This is a genomic window from Brevundimonas sp. T2-11, assembly GCF_055397675.1.
In genome coordinates this window covers 3,135,106-3,153,254 of record NZ_AP027920.1, presented here as the reverse complement: position 1 = coordinate 3,153,254, position 18,149 = coordinate 3,135,106, and the positions used below count along the sequence as shown (strand labels likewise).

At 71.2% G+C, this 18,149-nt stretch carries 14 protein-coding genes; 8 read left to right on the top strand and 6 right to left on the bottom strand.

The annotated features are described in order from the left end of the window. The first annotated feature begins 3 nt into the window (after window positions 1–3). From mutS to ACZ5XO_RS15130, 6 genes are all read left to right on the top strand, one after another. On the top strand, window positions 4–2,700 hold the full coding sequence (mutS, locus tag ACZ5XO_RS15155; protein WP_464163215.1) for a DNA mismatch repair protein MutS: 2,697 nt from the start codon (window positions 4–6) through the stop codon (window positions 2,698–2,700). Next, window positions 2,697–5,387, top strand: a complete 2,691-nt coding sequence (gene glnD, locus ACZ5XO_RS15150) for a [protein-PII] uridylyltransferase (RefSeq protein ID WP_464163214.1) — start codon at window positions 2,697–2,699, stop codon at window positions 5,385–5,387. Before mutS ends, glnD begins: the two co-directional genes overlap by 4 nt. Before the next feature lie 31 nt (window positions 5,388–5,418). After that, window positions 5,419–7,125: a murein biosynthesis integral membrane protein MurJ gene (gene murJ, locus ACZ5XO_RS15145; RefSeq protein WP_464163213.1), complete on the top strand. Its 1,707-nt coding sequence runs from the start codon at window positions 5,419–5,421 to the stop codon at window positions 7,123–7,125. A 159-nt stretch (window positions 7,126–7,284) separates the two neighbouring features. Beyond that, window positions 7,285–8,322, top strand: a complete 1,038-nt coding sequence (gene trpS, locus ACZ5XO_RS15140; protein ID WP_292084981.1) for a tryptophan--tRNA ligase — start codon at window positions 7,285–7,287, stop codon at window positions 8,320–8,322. Between the two features lie 71 nt (window positions 8,323–8,393). Next, window positions 8,394–9,104: a GNAT family N-acetyltransferase gene (locus ACZ5XO_RS15135; protein ID WP_464163212.1), complete on the top strand. Its 711-nt coding sequence runs from the start codon at window positions 8,394–8,396 to the stop codon at window positions 9,102–9,104. 12 nt (window positions 9,105–9,116) lie between these two features. Beyond that, window positions 9,117–9,581, top strand: a complete 465-nt coding sequence (locus ACZ5XO_RS15130; RefSeq protein ID WP_464163211.1) for an OsmC family protein — start codon at window positions 9,117–9,119, stop codon at window positions 9,579–9,581. Between the two features lie 4 nt (window positions 9,582–9,585). On the opposite strand, the gene ACZ5XO_RS15125 is transcribed toward ACZ5XO_RS15130, so the two are convergent. The 3 genes from ACZ5XO_RS15125 to ACZ5XO_RS15115 are packed head-to-tail and all read right to left on the bottom strand — an operon-like array spanning window position 9,586 to window position 11,773. Next, complete coding sequence (locus tag ACZ5XO_RS15125) at window positions 9,586–10,509, bottom strand: NAD(P)/FAD-dependent oxidoreductase (protein WP_464163210.1); 924 nt, start codon at window positions 10,507–10,509, stop codon at window positions 9,586–9,588. After that, window positions 10,478–10,966 carry an Rrf2 family transcriptional regulator gene (locus ACZ5XO_RS15120; RefSeq protein WP_464163209.1) on the bottom strand — a complete coding sequence of 163 codons (489 nt, stop codon included), beginning with the start codon at window positions 10,964–10,966 and terminating at the stop codon, window positions 10,478–10,480. Before ACZ5XO_RS15120 ends, ACZ5XO_RS15125 begins: the two co-directional genes overlap by 32 nt. 57 nt (window positions 10,967–11,023) lie before the next feature. Next, complete coding sequence (locus tag ACZ5XO_RS15115) at window positions 11,024–11,773, bottom strand: dienelactone hydrolase family protein (RefSeq protein ID WP_464163208.1); 750 nt, start codon at window positions 11,771–11,773, stop codon at window positions 11,024–11,026. A gap of 112 nt (window positions 11,774–11,885) precedes the next feature. On the opposite strand from ACZ5XO_RS15115, the gene ACZ5XO_RS15110 reads away from it, so the two are divergent. Beyond that, a complete protein-coding gene (locus ACZ5XO_RS15110; RefSeq protein WP_464163207.1) occupies window positions 11,886–12,533 on the top strand; it encodes a PadR family transcriptional regulator in 648 nt (215 codons plus the stop codon). Beyond that, a complete protein-coding gene (locus ACZ5XO_RS15105) occupies window positions 12,530–13,345 on the top strand; it encodes a siderophore-interacting protein (RefSeq protein WP_464163206.1) in 816 nt (271 codons plus the stop codon). Before ACZ5XO_RS15110 ends, ACZ5XO_RS15105 begins: the two co-directional genes overlap by 4 nt. A gap of 164 nt (window positions 13,346–13,509) precedes the next feature. Here the strand turns inward: ACZ5XO_RS15105 and purH are convergent, their stop codons facing one another. The 3 genes from purH to rpe form a co-directional block, all read right to left on the bottom strand. Further along, window positions 13,510–15,114, bottom strand: coding sequence for a bifunctional phosphoribosylaminoimidazolecarboxamide formyltransferase/IMP cyclohydrolase (gene purH, locus ACZ5XO_RS15100; protein WP_464163205.1), 1,605 nt, complete (start codon window positions 15,112–15,114; stop codon window positions 13,510–13,512). Window positions 15,115–15,503: 389 nt separating this feature from the next. After that, window positions 15,504–17,318 carry a heparinase II/III family protein gene (locus tag ACZ5XO_RS15095; RefSeq protein ID WP_464163204.1) on the bottom strand — a complete coding sequence of 605 codons (1,815 nt, stop codon included), beginning with the start codon at window positions 17,316–17,318 and terminating at the stop codon, window positions 15,504–15,506. Continuing rightward, window positions 17,315–17,998 carry a ribulose-phosphate 3-epimerase gene (gene rpe, locus ACZ5XO_RS15090; protein WP_296176853.1) on the bottom strand — a complete coding sequence of 228 codons (684 nt, stop codon included), beginning with the start codon at window positions 17,996–17,998 and terminating at the stop codon, window positions 17,315–17,317. The genes ACZ5XO_RS15095 and rpe overlap by 4 nt, the downstream gene beginning before the upstream one ends. Window positions 17,999–18,149 lie beyond the last annotated feature (151 nt).

The window sequence follows — 18,149 nt, the reverse complement described above, 5'->3', positions numbered from 1 at the left end:
CGTATGAACGCGCCCATCGCCCACCCCCCGCAAGCCGATCTCAAGCCCGACGCCGGAACGACGCCGGTCATGGCGCAATTCCTGGCGGCCAAGGCCGATCAGCCGGACGCCATCCTCTTCTTCCGCATGGGCGACTTCTACGAGCTGTTCTTTGACGACGCGGTCAAGGCCGCGGCGGCCCTGGGCATCGCCCTGACCAAGCGGGGCAAGCATCAGGGCGAGGACATCCCCATGGCCGGGGTGCCGGTCCACGCCATGGACGGCTACCTGGCGCGGCTGATCCGCATGGGCTTCAAGGTCGCCATCTGCGAGCAGCTGGAGAACCCCGCCGAGGCCAAGAAGCGTGGCTCCAAGGCCGTGGTGCATCGCGGGGTGGTGCGGGTGGTGACGCCCGGCACCCTGACCGAGGACAGCCTGCTGGACGCGCGCGGGGCCAACCGGCTGGCCGCCGTGGCGATCCGCAAGGGCCGCGCCGCCGTGGCCGTGGTCGAGCTGTCGGCCGGGGCGGTGGACAGCGTGGCCTGCGACCTGTCGGACCTGGGCGCAGCGCTGGCGGCCTTCCGGCCGTCGGAAGTTCTGGTCCCTGACCGCCTCTTCTCTGATGAGACGCTGAAGGGGGCGCTGGACGGCTCCGGCGGGGTGGTTCAGGCCATGCCGCAAGCCTTGGCCGAGCCGGTGGGCGCCCGCGACCGGGTGCAGCGGCTCTACGGCGTCTCGGCCCTGGACGGCTTCGGCGCCTTCGAGGAGGCCGAGGTCTCGGCGCTCGGCCTGATCGCCGCCTATCTGGAGACGACGCAAGCCGGCAAGATCCCGGCTCTGGCCCCGCCGCGCCGCTCGGGCGAGAGCGGGTTTCTGGCCATCGATCCGGCGACGCGTCTCAGCCTCGAGATCGACCGGACCCAGAGGGGCGAGCGCGACGGCTCCCTGTTGCACTGCATCGACCGCAGCGTCACCTCGGGCGGGGCGCGAGCCCTGGCGGAACGCATTTCGCGGCCCCTGCGCGATCCGGCGGCGATCAACGCCGGGCTGGATGCGGTCGAGTGGCTGCTGGAGCGGCGCGACCTGCGGCGCGATCTGCGCGACGGCTTGCGGTCCTCGGCCGATGTGGCGCGGGCGACCTCGCGTCTGGCGCTGGGACGCGGCGGGCCGCGCGATCTGGCGGCCATCCGTTCCGGCCTGACGACGGCGCAGGCTCTGGCCGGGCTGTTCGCGGCCTCGGCGAATGATCCTCTGGCCGGGCCCCCGAGCCGGGTTCTGGCCTGTCTCGACCGTCTGACGCTGGACGGGGAACTGTCGCACCTGCTGGCCGATCTGATCGACGGTCTGATGGAGGAGCCGCCGCATCTGGCGCGCGACGGCGGCTTCGTGAACCCCGGCCACCGACCCGAGCTGGACGCCGCCCGCACCCTGCGCGACGACAGCCGCCGCGTGGTCGCGGACCTCGAAGCGCGCGCCGTGGCCGAGAGCGGCGTGGTCTTCAAGGTGCGCCACAACGCCGTGCTGGGCTACTTCCTCGAGGCCTCGGCCAAGGCGGCGGAAAGCCTGCTGCGGGCCGGACCCGACAGCCCCTTCATCCACCGCCAGACCCTGGCCAATCAGGTCCGCTTCACCACGGTCGAACTGTCGGAGCTGGATGCGAAGATCAGCCAGGCCGGGCACCGCGCCCTGGCCATGGAGGGCGAGACCTTCGAAGGCTGGCGGCGCGAGGTGGCGCGGCTGGCCGGGCCGCTGCAGGGCGTGGCCGAGGCCCTGGCCGAGCTGGACGCCCACGCCGCCCTGGCCGAATGGGCGGAAGAAGTTGGCGCCGTCCGCCCGGTGGTCGACGACAGCCTGTGCTTCGATGTCGAGGCCGGACGGCACCCGGTGGTCGAGGCGGCGGTGACGGCCCAGGGCGATCCCTACACCCCGAACAATTGCCGGCTGGCCGGCGACGGCGCCGGGGCCTCGCGCCTGTCGATCGTCACAGGCCCGAACATGGCCGGCAAGTCGACCTTCCTGCGCCAGAACGCCCTGCTGGTGGTCCTGGCCCAGGCGGGCGCCTTCGTGCCCGCGCGCGCCATGCGGCTGGGGGTGGTGGACCGCCTGTTCAGCCGCGTCGGGGCCGGGGATGATCTGGCGCGCGGCCGCTCCACCTTCATGATGGAGATGGTCGAGACCGCCGCCATCCTGACCCAGGCCACGCCGCACAGCTTTGTGGTGCTGGACGAGATCGGGCGCGGCACCGCCACCTATGACGGTCTGGCCATCGCCTGGGCCACGGCCGAGGCCCTGCACGAGACCAATCGCGCCCGCACCCTGTTCGCCACCCATTATCACGAGCTGGCCCGGCTGGAGGAGCGGCTGGACCACGTCTGCAACCTGTCGATGAAGGCGCGCGAGTGGAACGGCGACCTGGTCTTCCTGCACGAGGCGGCGCCGGGAGCGGCGGACCGCTCCTACGGGGTGCAGGTGGCCCGGCTGGCGGGGGTGCCGGCCTCGGTGGTGGGGCGCGCTCGAGAGGTGCTGGAGCGGCTGGAGAGCGAGAAGACGGCGTCGGCGCGTCTGGACGACCTGCCCCTGTTCGCCGCCGTGGCCGAGCCGGCTGCAGTTCCGATCAGCTCGGCGCTGGACGACGCGGTCGCGGCCATCGACCCCGATGAGCTGACCCCGCGCGAGGCGCTGGAGGCGTTGTATCGGCTGAAGGGCCTGTCGCGCTCGTGACCTCTGCGGCGGCCCTTGATCCGCGTCTGGTTCAGGCCGCCTCGGCGCCCGACGCCCGCGCCGCCGTCACCGCGCTCCTGCGCGAAAACTTCGCCATAGACCGCGCCCGCATCGCCCGGCGGCTGGAGGGCGGGATCGACGGGGCCGAGGCGGCGCGCCTCTACGCCGCCGCCGCCGACGCCATGCTGACCAGCCTGTGGCGGGTGGCGACCGAGGTCCTGCATCCGGCGCCGCAGGACCGCCTCTGCCTGCTGGCGGTGGGCGGCTACGGGCGGGGCGTCCTGGCGCCCTTTTCCGATCTCGACCTTCTGTTCCTGCGGCCCGGCCAGACGGCCAGCGCCCGCGCCGAGGCTGTGATCGAATTCGTCCACTATGTCCTGTGGGACCTGGGCCTGAAGGTCGGCTCGGCCTCGCGCTCGGTCGGCGAGGCCCTGGAGCTGGCGCGCAGCGACATGACGGTGCGCACCACCCTGCTGGAGGCGCGGGTGTTGGCGGGGGACGCCGCTCTCGGCGAAAACCTGCTGCGGCGGTTCCGCGTCGAAGTCGCCAAGGCCGATCCTCGCCCCTTCATCGCCGCCAAGATGGAGGAGCGCGATGTCCGCCTGCAGAAGACCGGGGCGGTGCGCTATCGCGTCGAGCCCAACGTCAAGGACGGCAAGGGCGGCTTGCGCGACCTGAACACCCTGTTCTGGATCGCTCGATCCCTGGCGCCGGATAGCGAACGCGGACAGGCGGCGCTGGAGGGCCTGCTGAGCGCGCGCGAGCTGCGCAGCTTCCGCGAGGCCATCGGCTTCCTGTGGAGCGTGCGCATCCATCTGCATCTGGCGGCCGGTCGGGCGGAGGAGAAGCTGACCTTCGACTTCCAGCCCGAGATCGCCCGGCGCATGGGCTGGCGCGGGCGCGGCGACGAACTGGCGGTCGAGCGCTTCATGCGCCGCTATTTCCAGGTGGCGCGCGAGGTGGGCGCCCTGACCCGCGCCGTCTCGGCCCAGCTAGAGGCGCGCCAGCAGAAGAAGGCGCAAGGCCTGGCGCGCGGCCTGTCGCGGTTGATCCCGCGCAGGCGCGCCAAGTTGGCTTTCGACGGTCTGGCCATCGAGGGCGGGCGGCTGACGGTGACGGGGGGCTCGGTCTTCGCCCATGATCCGGTGCGGCTGCTGCTGCTGTTCGTCGAGGCCGACCGGCTGGATCTGGACCTGCACCCCGACGCCTTCGCCGCCGTGATCCGCGCCCTGTCGCTGGTGACGCCGGCCTTGCGACGCGACCCGCGCGCGGCCGAGGCCTTCCTGACGGTGCTGGCGCACGGGGCGCGGCCCTATCGCGTTCTGTCGATCATGAACGAGACCGGCCTGCTGGGCCGGTTCCTGCCCGAATGGGGGCGGATCGCCGGCCAGACCCAGTTCAACATGTACCACGCCTATACGGTGGACGAGCACACCCTGCAGGCCGTGGGGATCATCAACGACATTGCGCGCGGCAAGCTGGAGGCCGACCATCCGGCCTCGACCACCATCATCCACCGCATCGCCGATATCGAGGTGCTGATGCTGGCCATGCTGCTGCACGACGTGGGCAAGGGCGGCGACCGGGGGCAGCTGGAGGACGGGGCCATCGCCGCGCGCCGGGCCTGCGAGCGGCTGGGCGTCGACCCGCGCCGGATCGAGCTGGTGGTCTGGCTGGTGCGCCATCACCTGCTGATGAGCGACTATGCGCAAAAGCGCGACGTGTCGGACCCCTCCACCGTACGGGCCTTCGCCGAGGCCGTCGGCGACCCGGAGCGCCTGCGAATGCTGATGGTGCTGACGGTGGCCGACATCCGCGCCGTGGGGCCGGGCGTGTGGAACGGCTGGAAGGGTCAACTGATGCGGGCCCTGTTCGAGGCGACCGAGGCCCTGTTCCGCGGCGACGCCGTGACGCGCGAGGACCCCTTGGTCGATCATCCGGCCCTGGTGGAGCGGGCGCGGCGCGAAGGGGCGGCGGTCGAGGCCCTGCCCGCCGAGGGACCGCTGGAATCCACCGCGCGCGTGGCGGTGGCGGCGCTGGACCGGCCCGGTCTGTTCGCCGACCTGGCCGCGACCCTGGCCATGGCCGGGGCCGACGTCGTCGGGGCGCGCCTGGCCACGGCCGAGGACGGCACGGCGCTGGACGTTTTCGAGCTGCAGGACGGGGCAGGCGAGGCCTATGGCTGGCGCGAGCCGCGGCGGCTGGCCATCCTGGTCAAGGCGCTGGAACGGGCGGCGCAGAAGGGGGCGCGGACCTCGGCGGTCGAGACCCCGCGCGTCAGCGCCCGCCGGGCGGTGTTCGAGGTCCGGCCGGTGGTGCGGATCGACGTCGAGACAGGCGCCAGCGCCGTGGTGGTCGAGGTGTCGGGCGCCGACCGTCCCGGCCTGCTGGCCGAGCTGGCGCGGACCATCTCGGCGTACGGCTACTCCACCCGCTCTGCTCACATCGCCAGCTTCGGCGAGCGGGCGGTGGACGGCTTCTACATCACTGACGCCGACGGGCGTAAGCCGAGCGATGCGGGACGGCTGGAGGGGCTGAAGGCGGGGCTGCTGGAGGTTCTCGACCGCGCGCCGCAGGGGCCGGCGGGGCGGCGTATCACGCCGGTGCGGGCCAGCGTGCGCGACGTCTCCGATCTGGAAGGCGAGATCGGACGCAAGCCCGTATCCAGCGGGTCGCGGGCGCGCTAAGGCGTTTGTCGGGCGAGCACAGAGACCAGCCGTGAACGACAAGACCGATCCCATCGAACCGGCGGCCCCGGTTCCGGCTGCGAACGCTACGGTGGAGCCTGTGGTGCAGCCGCCCGCCGCCTCGACGACGGTGAAGGTCGACGCGCCCAAAGGGGGGGGCGTCATGCGCTCCTCGGCCATCTTCAGCGCCATGACCCTGCTCAGCCGTCTGGCCGGGTTCGCGCGCGACGTGGTGATCTCGGCGGCCCTCGGGGCCTCGGCGGGACCGGCCGCGGACGCCTACAACACCGCCCTGAACTTCCCCAACCTGTTCCGCCGCATCTTCGCCGAGGGGGCCTTCGCCGCCGCCTTCGTTCCGGCCTACGCCAAGACGCTGAAGACCGAGGGTGAGGCCGTGGCCGATCAGGTCGCCACCGACGCCCTGGCCGCCGTGGCCGCCGTCACCGTGGTCCTGACTATCCTGGCCCAGCTGACGATGCCGTGGCTGATGACGGTCATCAACATCGGCTTCCTCGATGATCCGGCCCGCTTCAAGCTGGCGGTGATCCTGACCCAGATCACCATGCCCTACCTGCCCTGCATGGCGATCGCCTCCCTGCTGTCAGGCGTGCTGAACGCGCGCGGGCGCTTCATTGTCTCGGGGGCCTATCCCATCCTGCTGAACCTGATCATGCTGGCCGCCGTCATCCCGGCCAAGGGCGATCAGGTGGGCGCCGCCTACGCGGCGTCGTGGGGCGTGGCCGTGGCGGGCGTGGCCCAGGCGGGCCTGTGCTGGTGGGCGGCGAGGAAGGCGGGGGCCAATATCCGCCTGACCCTGCCGAAACTGACCCCGGCGGTGAAGGCCATCATCATCACCGCCATTCCGGCCGCCATCGGCAACTCGGCGACCCAGATCAATGTCTTCATCTCGGGCAACCTGTCCAGCTTCGTGGCGGGCGGGCGGACCTGGCTGGCTACGGCGGACCGCCTTTACCAGCTGCCGCTGGGTCTGGTCGGGGTGGCCATCGGCATCGCCCTCTTGCCGCGTCTGTCGGCGGCGGTGGCGTCGAAGGACCATGGCCAGCAGCAGGCCTCGATGGATGAGGCCCTGGCCCTGTCCATGGCCCTGACCCTGCCGGCGGCGGCGGCCCTGATGGCCATGCCCTATTTCCTGATCGACGCCCTGTTCACGCGCGGCGCCTTCTTGCAGGTCGACGCCGTCAACACGGCCCAGGCCCTGTTCCAGTTCGGCTGGGGCGTGCCCGCCTTCGTCCTGATCCGCATCCTGGCCCCGGCCTTCTTCGCGCGCGGCGACACGCGCCGCCCCATGGCCTTCGCCCTGGTCTCGGTGGCGGTGAACGCGGCCCTGGCCATCGCCCTGTTCAACCTGGGCATGGGCATTTCCGGCATCGCGGCGGCGGTCAGCGCCGCGGCCTGGACCAACGCCCTTTTGCTCGGCGCCACCCTGTGGCGGCGCGGCCATTACCGGCCGAGCCCGGCCGCGATCTCGCGCCTGGCGCGCATTGGTCTGGCGAGTATCGGTCTGGGCGTGGTGGTCGGCCTCGCCTCCTGGGCGCGGCCGATGCTGCAGGCGCCCGTCGAGGGCCTGCTGGGCGCGATCGGATCGGACCACGGCGCCAAGGAGCTGACCCTCCTCGCCGTCGTGGCGGCGGGCGGTCTGACCTACGTCGCCCTGGCCTTCGCCACCCGCGCGATCACCGTCGCCGAGATCAAGGGCCTGATCCGCAAGGGGCGGTAAGCTTGCCCTTCGCGGCCTGAGCCGGTAAGCGCGAAGGCATGGCTCATTCGGGACACCCTTTCGTCGCCCGGCGATGGCGCGGCTGACTGTTCACCGCACGACCCCGCACGCCTGCGCGCGCGCCGAATCCAGCCTCTTTGAGTCCCCGAGAACCTTTCTATGACTGATCAGACCCCGGCCCCCTACACCGGTCCGCGCCGTATCCTGTCCGGCATCCAGGCCTCCGGCGCCCTGCACCTGGGCAACTATCTGGGGGCGCTGAAGCGCTTTACCGAGCTGCAGGACACGGGCGCGCCCCTGTTCGTCTTCGTCGCCGACATGCACGCCATCACCGTCTGGCAGGAGCCCGAGAAGCTGACGGCCCAGACGCGCGAGATCGCGGCGGCCTATCTGGCGGCGGGTCTGGACCCGGCCAAGGCGACCATCTTCCCGCAGTCGGCGGTGCCGGCCCACGCCGAGCTGGCCTGGATTTTCAACTGCGTCGCCCGCCTCGGCTGGCTGGACCGGATGACCCAGTTCAAGGAGAAGTCGGGCAAGCACAAGGAACGCTCCAGCGTCGGCCTCTACACCTATCCGGTGCTGCAGGCGGCGGACATCCTGCTCTACAAGGCGACCGAGGTGCCGGTCGGCGAGGATCAGAAGCAGCATCTGGAGCTGACGCGCGACATCGCCGCCAAGTTCAACAACGACTTCGGCGTTCCGGGCTTCTTCCCGCAGCCGGAGCCGCTGATCCAGGGGCCGGGCACACGGGTCATGAGCCTGCGCGACGGGTCGGCCAAGATGTCCAAGTCCGATCCGTCGGACCTGTCGCGCATCAACCTGACCGACGACGCCGACACCATCGCCGCCAAGATCAAGAAGGCCAAGTCGGACATGGACGTCCTGCCGGACACGGTCGAGGGTCTGGACGGGCGGCCCGAGGCCAAGAACCTGGTGGCCATCTACGCCGCCCTGTCGGACACGACGCGCGAGGCTGTTCTGGCCGAGTTCGGCGGTCAGGGCTTCGGCGCCTTCAAGCCCAAGCTGGCCGAGCTGGCGGTCACGTCGATGGCTCCGGTCACCGCCGAAATGCGCCGCCTGATGGCCGACCCGGCCGAGATCGACCGCGCCCTGGCCGTCGGCGCCGAACGCGCTCGCGAGGTGGCCCAGCCGGTCGTGGACGAGGTCAAGAAGATCGTCGGCTTCTGGCAGGGCTGATCGGTCGTTTTCGGATGTGACGGCCCTGTCGCGGGTTTCGCGACGGGGCCTTCGCGCCTAGATCACCGGTCATGACCCATCCTCTTGATCGCGCCGTTTTCAACGCCCTGACGACCCGCCTGTCGCGGCTTGCCACGCCTGATTCCGGGGGGCTGGCCGCGCGCCTCGACCCCGAGGTCGGCGTCTTTCTGGCGGCGGCGGACGACAGCGCGGCCAGTCGCGAGGCGCTCGGCGTCCTGGCGCGACGCTATCCCGGCGCGGGACTGGTCGAACGTGAGGACGGACCGATGGCCGGGGTCCTGCCCGACGGCGTGCCGGTGGCCGCTCAGGTCGCCCTCGTGCAGATGACGGCGACGGCCCTGACGCCGGTCGGGCCGGGCGCCGCGCAACTGGATGGCGTGATCGAGGAACTGGGAGAGGCGGACGCCCCCGCCATGCTGGCGCTGGCCACGTTGACGAAACCCGGTCCCTTCCGTTCCAGGACCCGCGAACTGGGCCCCTTCGTCGGGATCAGGCAGGACGGCGAACTGGTCGCCATGGCGGGACGACGACTGCGGGTGGACGGTTTCACCGAGCTGAGCGGGGTCTGCACCCACCCGGATCATCGCGGCAAGGGTTACGCGGCAGCCCTGTCGCGCGTGGTGGTCGGTGAGATTCTGGCGACGGGGGAGACGGCCTTCCTGCACGCCTTCGCTGATCACGAAGCGACGATCGCCTTCTATCGGGGGCTGGGATTCCAGACGCGGGCGCGCATGATCTATACCTCGTTGGGCGAGACCTAGAGGAGACGAGACATGAGCGGACACGGCGCGACGGTGGAATGGACGCGGGGCGATCAGGCCTTCGTCGACAAGCGATACAGCCGCGCCCATGTCTGGCGCTTCGACGGCGGGGCGGTGGTGCCCGGCTCCTCGTCGCCGGCGGGCGTGCCGATCCCGATGTCGGACCCGGCGGGCGTGGACCCGGAGGAGGCCATGATCGCCTCGCTGTCCAGCTGCCACATGTTGTGGTTCCTGGCCTTCGCCGCCAACGCCGGCCTGGTGGTCGACCGCTATCTGGACGAGGCCTCGGGCGAGCTGGACAAGAACGAGGCGGGCAAGCGCTATCTGGCCCGCGTCGCCCTCAATCCGGTGACCCGCTTTACGGGCCGCCAGCCCGATCAGGCCGAACTGGACGCCCTGCACCACGCCGCGCACGAGCACTGCGACATGGCCCATTCGGTGCGGTCCGAGATCACGGTCACGGCCCGTATCGCCTGAAGGCTCAGGCCGTCTCCTCCTCGATCAGGGAGCGGAAGGCGGCGTGGGCGGCGACCATGCCGTCCGTCGTCGCCAGGGTGATGTTGCCCGCCGGCCGCGCCAGGTCACCGGCGGCGAAGACGCCCGGCTGGCTGGTCTGCTGCTGGGCGTCGACCTTGACGATGCGGCCCATGGGGCTGTCGCTCATCTCGCAGCCCAGGCTTTCGGCGAAGCCGTTGGCCTGACGCACCTGGGCGCCGACGAAGACGGCCTTCAGCGGGACGAACCGCCCGTCCCTCAGTCGCGCCCCGGTCAGGGTGGGCGCCTCGCCCTCCAGACGTTCGAGGGGCGTGGGCTCGATCGTGACGCCGCGACGGGCCAGCAGGCGGGCGTCGTCTTCACCCAGTCGCGCCGGGTCGATGAACAGAACCGTCTGGCCCCATTCGGCGACGATCATCGCATACTGGACCGCATGGTCGCCGCGCCCGAGGACGCCGATCGGTCCGCCGCCGATCTCATAGCCGTGACACCACGGGCAGTGCAGGGCGGTTCGGCCCCAGCGTTCCTTCACGCCCGGAAGGTCGGGCAGGACGTCCTCGACCCCGTGGGTCAGGATCAGACGGCGGCCCATTGTGCGTGTGCCGTCGGCGAAGGCGACTGAAAAGCCGCCGTCGATCCGTTCGACGTCCACGGCCTCGGCCATGCGGAAGGCGGCGGTGGGATAGGCGGCGACCTGGGCGCGGGCGGCGGCGGCGATCTCGGTCCCCGGACGGCCGTCGTTGCTCAGGACGCCGTGGGCGCGGGCGGCGAAGCGGTTTCTCGGCCGGGCGTCGTCGATGACCAGAACCCGACGGCGCGCCCGCACCAGTTGCAGGGCGGCGGACAGGCCGGCGTAGGAGCCGCCGATGACGACGGCGTCATGAGGCATCGGATTTTCGCTGGTGCGCATGGAGCAGGTCTTTCTTGGGATGGGCGGCCAGCCGGCGCGAGAAGTCCGCCGCCAGATCGGCCAGGGTGATGGAGTCCAGCCGGGCCGCGAGCAGGGCGCGCGCGGCGGCGTAGGTGTCGGACAGGGCCTCGTTGACGGCGGCCTCGATCAGGCAGCCTTCGGCCTCGACCGGCGGCGCCTCGGGCAGCAGGCCGGGTTCGCCGAGCGCGGCGTGGACCTGACCCAGGGTGACCCCATCCAGCGGTCGGGCCAGACGCCAGCCGCCGCCGTGACCCTTCTCGGATACGACCAGGCCCTGTTCGCGCAGGCCCGCCATGGTGCGGCGGACGACGACGGGATTGGTCGACAGGCAGGCAGCCAGCAGGTCCGAGGTCATGGGCTGGCCATGACGCTGCTCGTGCTCGGCCATGTGCAGCAGGGCGTGGAGGATGTTGGACAGGCGGGAGTCGCGTTTCATGTAACTTCAATTGTTACGTGATGGGGCGTGCGTCAAGGCGTGGGCCTGAATTTGTTTTCAGTGGTCGGGGGCGACGTCTTTCAGGAAGGCGGTGAAGCGGCGCAGGGCCTCCAGCGTCAGCTCGGGGTGATGGCGCATCGGGCCGTTGCTGGTCGGCTCATCGAAGGCGTGGGTGCCGTCGGCGACCCAGCTTTCGACCTGCGAGCCGCAGTTGCGGATCATGGCGTTGACCCGCTCGGCGTTCGACACGGTGGTCAGGTGATCGCGCTTGGCCGTCATGGCCAGAACGCGCGGGCAGTGCCGCCACGGCTTCATCCGGTTGAAGGCCCAGGCGCCGATGTAGGGGTAGGCCAGCCAGACCGCCTTGACCCCTGAAAGATCGCAATCCCCGGGATTGGCCACGCCCAGGCGGCCCGGCTGCGGGTCCTCGCTCATCATCTCCATGATCGACCAGCCGCCGTGGCTCCAGCCGGCCAGCGACAGCATGGCGGGATCGACGTCGGGGCGCTGTGAGACACCCTTGATCGTGGCAAGCAGGTCGCCCGCCCGCTCGTAGCCGCGCAGCACCAAGCCGGTGCAGACCGTGGTTAGGGTGAAGGCCCGGTTCCAGCCGCGCGGCCCGTAGGAATCGACGATGAAGGCGCGCCAGCCCGCCGCCCTGGCCGCCTCGGCGTAGCGCGGGAGGTGGTCGCGCAAACCGCCGCAGCCGTGGAACAGCAGCACCGCCGGACGCGGCCGATCGTCGTCGGGCCCGACCACGGTCGTGTGCGGTTCCAGCAGGGCCCAGCGGGCGTCGAGCGTATCCATAGGCGCAGCTTTAAAGACTCGTGGTCCTGAGGGAAGGGGTCTTGCAGTTTCGATATATCGATATATCTATGCGTCAGTTCGATATGTCTAAGTGAAGCAGAGAGAAGCGATAATGAGAGGATCCAAGGGGATCGAGAAGACGGGCGGCGGCTTTGGGCGTGGCCGCCATGGCGGCCACGGGATGGGTCATGGTCACGGCTTCGGCCGGGGCGGTCACGGCCGTCACATGCGGCCCGAGGGACGGGACGGCCCCGGCATGGGCGGCGAAGGCCGGATGCGCGGCGGGCGGCACGGACGACGTGGCGGCGGACGCATGTTCGAACATGGCGCCCTGCGCTGGGTGCTGCTGTCGATGATCGCCGACAAGCCGAGCCACGGCTATGAACTGATCAAGGGCATCGAAAGCCGCATGGGCGGGACCTACGCCCCCAGCCCCGGCGTCATCTATCCCAGCCTCGCGCTGCTGGAGGACATGGGCGCGGTCAGCGTGGCGGCCGAGGGCGGCAAGAAGCGCTATGCGATCACCGACGAGGGGCGGCACCTGCTGACGGAGAACGCGGAGGCCCTGGCCCACATCGACATGAAGATGAAGGCCCTGCGGGGGCGCCCCGATCGACCGGCGCGCATCGCCCAGGCCATCGAGGCCCTGCGCAACGCCACCCATCTGCGCCTGACCCAGGAGCCGCCGCTGACGGAGGGCCAGGTCGAGGCCATCGCCGACCTGCTGGAAGCCGCCGCAGAAAAGGTGCGTCAGGCATGAACGAGACGCATCTGCGGCAACCCCGTCGGGTCCGCCATGAGCTGAAGTTCCGTCGCGCCCGCGTGGAGGCGGTCGAACAGCTGACGCCGGTGCTGAAGCGCATCGTCCTGACCGGCGAGGAGCTGGAGGGCTTCTTCAGCCCCGGCTTCGACGACCATGTGAAGATCTTTCCGACCCCGCGCGGTCAGCCGGTGGTCCTGCCGACCGCAGGGCCGGACGGTCCTGTGTTTCCCGATCCCAGGCCCGTGGCGCGCGACTACACTCCGCGCGCTTACGACGCGGCCAACCGGCGGCTGACCATCGACTTCGCGGTCGGTCACGGGGGGCCGGCCACGGCCTGGGCCGAGGACGTCCGGATCGGAGACGAACTGGGACTGGGCGGCCCGCGCGGCTCCTTCCTGATCCCCACCAGTTTTTCGCAGCACTTGCTGGTCGGCGACGAGGCGGCCATCCCCGCCATCGCCCGGCGGCTGGAGGAACTGCCGGCCGGAGCGCGGGTCATCGCCTGCATCGAGGTCAATGATGCGGCGGGCGAACTGCAGCTAGCCAGCGCCGCCGAGGTCGAGATCGTCTGGGTGCACCGCAAGGGCGGGCCGCGTGGTCGGGCCGAGGCTCTGACGACGGCGGCGGTCGCGGCGGCGAAAAGGATTGATCCGGCCGACGCCTATGTCTGGGTCGCCTGCGAATCCTCGGTCGCGCGATCGATGCGCGCGGCCCTGCTGGCCGCCCGGCCGTTCAACCAGAAATGGATGAAGGTCGCCGGCTACTGGCGCCTGGGCCGCGCCGGATCGCACGAGGTGATCGAGGACTGATGTTCCATCTCCCGCTCACCCCGGCGGACGTCGGGATGAGCGGAGTTGAATGTGCGGCGCAAAAAAGCAGCCATGAAAAAGGACGCCGCCATGACCGGCGGCGCCCTCTTTTTTTGCGCTCAAGCAGCGGGCGACCGCGTCGCCCGCGTTAGCGCTCTTCATGCCTAGTGCCGGAAGACGCGCACGCCCGTGAAGGCCATGGCGATGCCGCGTTCGTCGGCGGCGGCGATGACCTCCTCGTCGCGGATCGAGCCGCCCGGCTGGATCACCGCCGTGGCGCCGGCCGCGACGGCTTCCAACAGGCCGTCGGCGAAGGGGAAGAAGGCTTCAGACGCGCAGGCCGAACCCTCGGCCAGCGAGTGGGCCAGACCCTTGGCCTCGCCCGCTTCCCTGGCGCGGATGGCGGCGATGCGGGCGCTGTCGCGGCGGTTCATCTGGCCGGCGCCGATGCCCGCCGTCTGGCCGTCCTTGGCGTAAACAATGGCGTTGGACTTGACGTGCTTGGCCACGGTGAAGGCGAACAGCATGTCCTGGATCTCGGTCGGCGTCGGCTGGCGGCGCGTGACGATCTTCAGGTCGGACGGCTTGATCAGCGAGCGGTCGCGCGACTGGACCAGGAAGCCGCCGGCGACCGAGCGGAACACCTCGCCCGCGCCGTGCGGGTCGGGCAGGCCGTCGGTGATCAGCAGGCGCAGGTTCTTCTTGGCGGCGAAGACGGCCTTGGCCTCCTCGTCGGCGCCCGGCGCGATGACGACCTCGGTGAAGATGCCGGTGATGGCGCGGGCGTCCTCGCCGTTCAGCGGGCGGTTGACGGCGATGACGCCGCCGAAGGCCGAGACGGCGTCGCATTCCAGCGCGCGGGCGTAGGCTTCCGACAGATCCTTGCCGACGGCCACGCCGCAGGGGTTGGCGTGCTTGACGATGACGCAGGCCGGGGCCTCGAACTCGGCGACCAGCTCATAGGCGGCGTCGGCGTCGGCGATGTTGTTGTAGCCCAGCTCCTTGCCCTGGATCTGGGTGGCGTAGGCCACGCCCGGACGGCGCTCGCCGGTGCGGTAGAAGGCGCCGGTCTGGTGCGGGTTCTCGCCATAGCGCAGGATCTGGGCCAGAGAACCGGCGATCGACTTGCGGGCCGGGGCGGCGTCGTTCAGCTGAGCCGCGAACCAGCCGGACACGGCGGCGTCATAGGCGGCGGTGCGGGCGAAGGCGCGGGCGGCCAGCTGCTTGCGCAGCGCCAGGGTGGTCGAACCGTCGGCCTTCAGGGCTTCGACGATCAGGCCGATGCTTTCCGCGTCGACGGCGACGGCGACGTGGCCGTGGTTCTTGGAGCCGGAGCGGATCATGGCCGGGCCGCCGATGTCGATGTTTTCGATGGCCGCTTCAAAACCGCCGCCGGACTCCACCGTCTTTTCGAACGGATAGAGGTCGATCCAGACGATATCGATGGCGCCGATATTGTGCTCGGTCATGGCGGCGGCGTGAGCCGGGGCGTTGCGCACGCCCAGCAGGCCGCCGTGCACCACGGGGTGCAGGGTCTTGACCCGGCCGTCCATCATTTCCGGGAAGCCGGTGAGATCAGCCACGTCCTTGACCGGCAGGCCGAAGCCCGCGATCGCCGCCTTGGTGCCGCCGGTCGAGACCAGTTCGACGCCGAGACCGGCCAGGGTGCGCGCCGCATCCTCCAGCCCCGCCTTGTCCGACAATGAGATCAGGGCGCGGACAGGTTTGATCGCGTCCGGGGCGGGCGGAAAGTCGGGAGCGGCGGGCATGGGCGGCGTCCGTTAACAGCTGGGGCGGGGAGATGGCGCGGCCTCTAGCACCATCGGGGCGCGGCGTCAGCCCTTGGCCCGACTCAAGGCCCACCCTTCCGTCATCCTCGGGCTTGACCCGAGGATCGCATCGAGGGCTTCGCCCACCGCTACGGCTGCAAGACCCTGGTCTGGTACGAGCCGCACGGCTTCGTCACCGAGGCGATCCGGCGCGAGAAGGCGCTGAAGGCTTGGAACCGCACATGGAAGCTGGAGCTGGTCGAGAAGACCAACCCGGAGTGGCATGATCTCGATCCCAGTCTGTTCGGACTGGCGCCCGATCCTCGGGTCAAGCCCGAGGATGACGGAGAGGGTAGTGTCGCGGCGTTTCTGAAGCGCCTCGACGAACCCTAGTGCGGGTCGCCCGCCGCGCCGGCCGGGCTCAGCTTCCAACGGATCTTGGTGTCGGCGTCGGTGCGGGCGGAGCCGCGGACCACGATCTGCAGGGAGCGCCGGGTCAGGCCCTCGTCGACGTGGACGGCGGGTTCGATGGCCACGTCGGGGCCGTCGCTGCGGAACCACCAGCCACGCCCCGAATGGCCGCGCAGCAGGATGGAGCGGCGGTCGCGCGCCAGCGAGGCCTGAACCCCGGGCTCCAGCTGGAAGCGCAGGGCGTAGGGGGCGGCGATGGCCCGGGTCACGTCGGGGCGGCCTTCGGGCGGATGCAGGCGCTCCTCGGCGCGCAGCTCGTCGAGGCGCTGGTCCAGATAGAGGCGGCGCTGATGCATCAGGCCGTAGAGCGGCATCCAGCCGTCGTGTTCGACCTCCAGCCAGACGGCGCCGTCGCCTTCGCGGTGGTCGCGGGTGACGTGCAGGGCCGGGCCGATCAGGCGCGGGCCCAGCAGCTCGGCCTTCCAGCCGGACAGGGGCTCGCCAAGAGGCTGTTCGCCAAGAGTCAGCGTCGAGGCGCCCGGCGTCAGCCGCAGGGCCTGACGGTCCAGGGCGCGGGGCGTCCATCCGGCCGAGGTGAACAGACGGTCGCGGCCGCAGACGACTTCCAGCGCGGCGGGCTGGCCGCAGGCGGCGGCCGACCAGGCGCCGCGCGCCGGGGCCTCGACGTCGACCATGACGGTCAGCAGGGGGCTGGAGATGCGCACCAGACCGCCGACGGCGCCGCTGGCCGGCGGGGCGGGCGTGTCGTCATGGGCGCGGGCGGCGGCGACGCGCTCGGGCGTCGACGGCCCGCCGCCCTGAAAGGCGGCCAGACGACCGTCGGGCAAGGCCAGGACGCGAAGACTGGTGGTCAGGCGCGAAATGGCGGCCGCGACCGGCTCGGGCGTCGGCTCCGACAGCTGGGCCAGGGCGTCGTCCAGGGTCAGCAGGTCAAGCAGCAGCTCCAGACCCATTTCCGGGGCACGGGCGGCGTGACAGCCGTCGGCGGCCACGGTGGCTTCCAGGGCCGCGGGCAGGCGCTTCAGGGCGGCGCGGCGGACGCCGGCCCCGGCCTTGCCCGCCAGGGCGCACCCGGCGACGGCGGCGGCGGTCAGGCGCTCGGCCCGGCCCATTAGGCCGCCGGGCGGACGCAGCAACTGACGCGCCTGACGCGCCAGGATGTCGGTCAGGCGCAGGCGCTCGGCCTCGGTCGCCACCCCCGCCAGACGGCGCCCGGCGCAGGCCAGGTGATAGGTGCGCCGCGCCAGAATGTCGGGGTCCCAGGCGAAGGGCGACCAGCGGTTGAAGATGTCGTCCCAGGCGAGCGTCAGGGCCAGGGCCTCGCGCAGGCCGCGATCGCCGTGGGCCATCATCTCGGGCATCCAGGCGAAGGCGTGCAGTTCGACGGCGAAGGCGCGGCTGGGGGTGGGGCGGTTCCACAGGTCGGCGGGCCCCTCGGCGTCGAGGCTGAGCCCGGCCAGGGTGAAGCGACCCGACAGCAGGGGGCGCGGGGCCTCTTCGCGCAGGGGGCGGAAGTCGCGGGGGCTGACGGCGAAGCCGTCGGCGCGGGCGCCCTTGAGCGTCACCGTATAGCCGGGCAGGCCGTAGAGCTCGATCCACAGCTGACGCGCAGCCATCTGGCCGGCGACGGCGGCCCACAGGGCGGGGTCGGCCTTGGGGCCGCCGGCGGCGCGCACCGGAGTGCGGACCGGCGCGCCCTTGAGGCCGGGGATGTGGCCCTCGGTCAGGCCGCCTTCCGTTTCGCGCGGGGCGAAGGGGCCGAGGGGGCTCACGCGGCGGCGGCCTTCAGGGCCTGGATGTTGGCGGCGTAGGCGTCCGGGCCGCCCTTGAAGACGAAGGAGCCGGCGACCAGGGCGTCGGCCCCGGCGGACAGGCAGGCGCCGGCGTTGGCGGCGACCACGCCGCCGTCGACCTGCAGGTGGGCTTTCGACCCGGCGCGGTCGAGGATGGCGCGGGCGCGCTCGATCTTCTTCAGCGAGGACTCGATGAACTTCTGACCGCCGAAACCGGGATTGACCGACATGATCAGCACCAGATCGACCAGGTCGACGGCCTCTTCCAGCACGCTCAGCGGCGTGGCCGGGTTGAAGACCAGGCCGGCCTTGGCGCCCAGCTGGCGGATCTGGCCCAGCGTCCGGTGCACGTGCGGGCCGCTTTCGGGGTGGACGCTCATGATGTCAGCGCCGGCCGCGCGATAGGCCTCTAGCCAGTTGTCGACCGGGGCGACCATCAGGTGGACGTCAAACGGCAGGCTGGTGTGGGGCCGCAGGGCCTTCACCACGTCCGGGCCGATGGTCAGGTTGGGCACGAAGTGGCCGTCCATGACGTCGACATGGATCCAGTCCGCGCCCGCGGCCTCCAGGGCGCGAACCTCTTCGCCCAGCTTGGCGAAGTCGCTGGCGAGGATGGAGGGGCAGATCAGCGGGGCGCTTGCGGCGGCGGTCTGGGTCATGGTTCTGCGACTTACGGCCATGCGGCGCGGGGGGCAAGCCGGGCTGCTGACGCAGGGGCGCGACCGGGCTCTGCGACAGGTGGTTGTTGGCGCTTCGCGAACGGTCGGCGGTGGTCGTTGGCGAAGGCGAAGCGGTTGAGGGCGCAAGTCC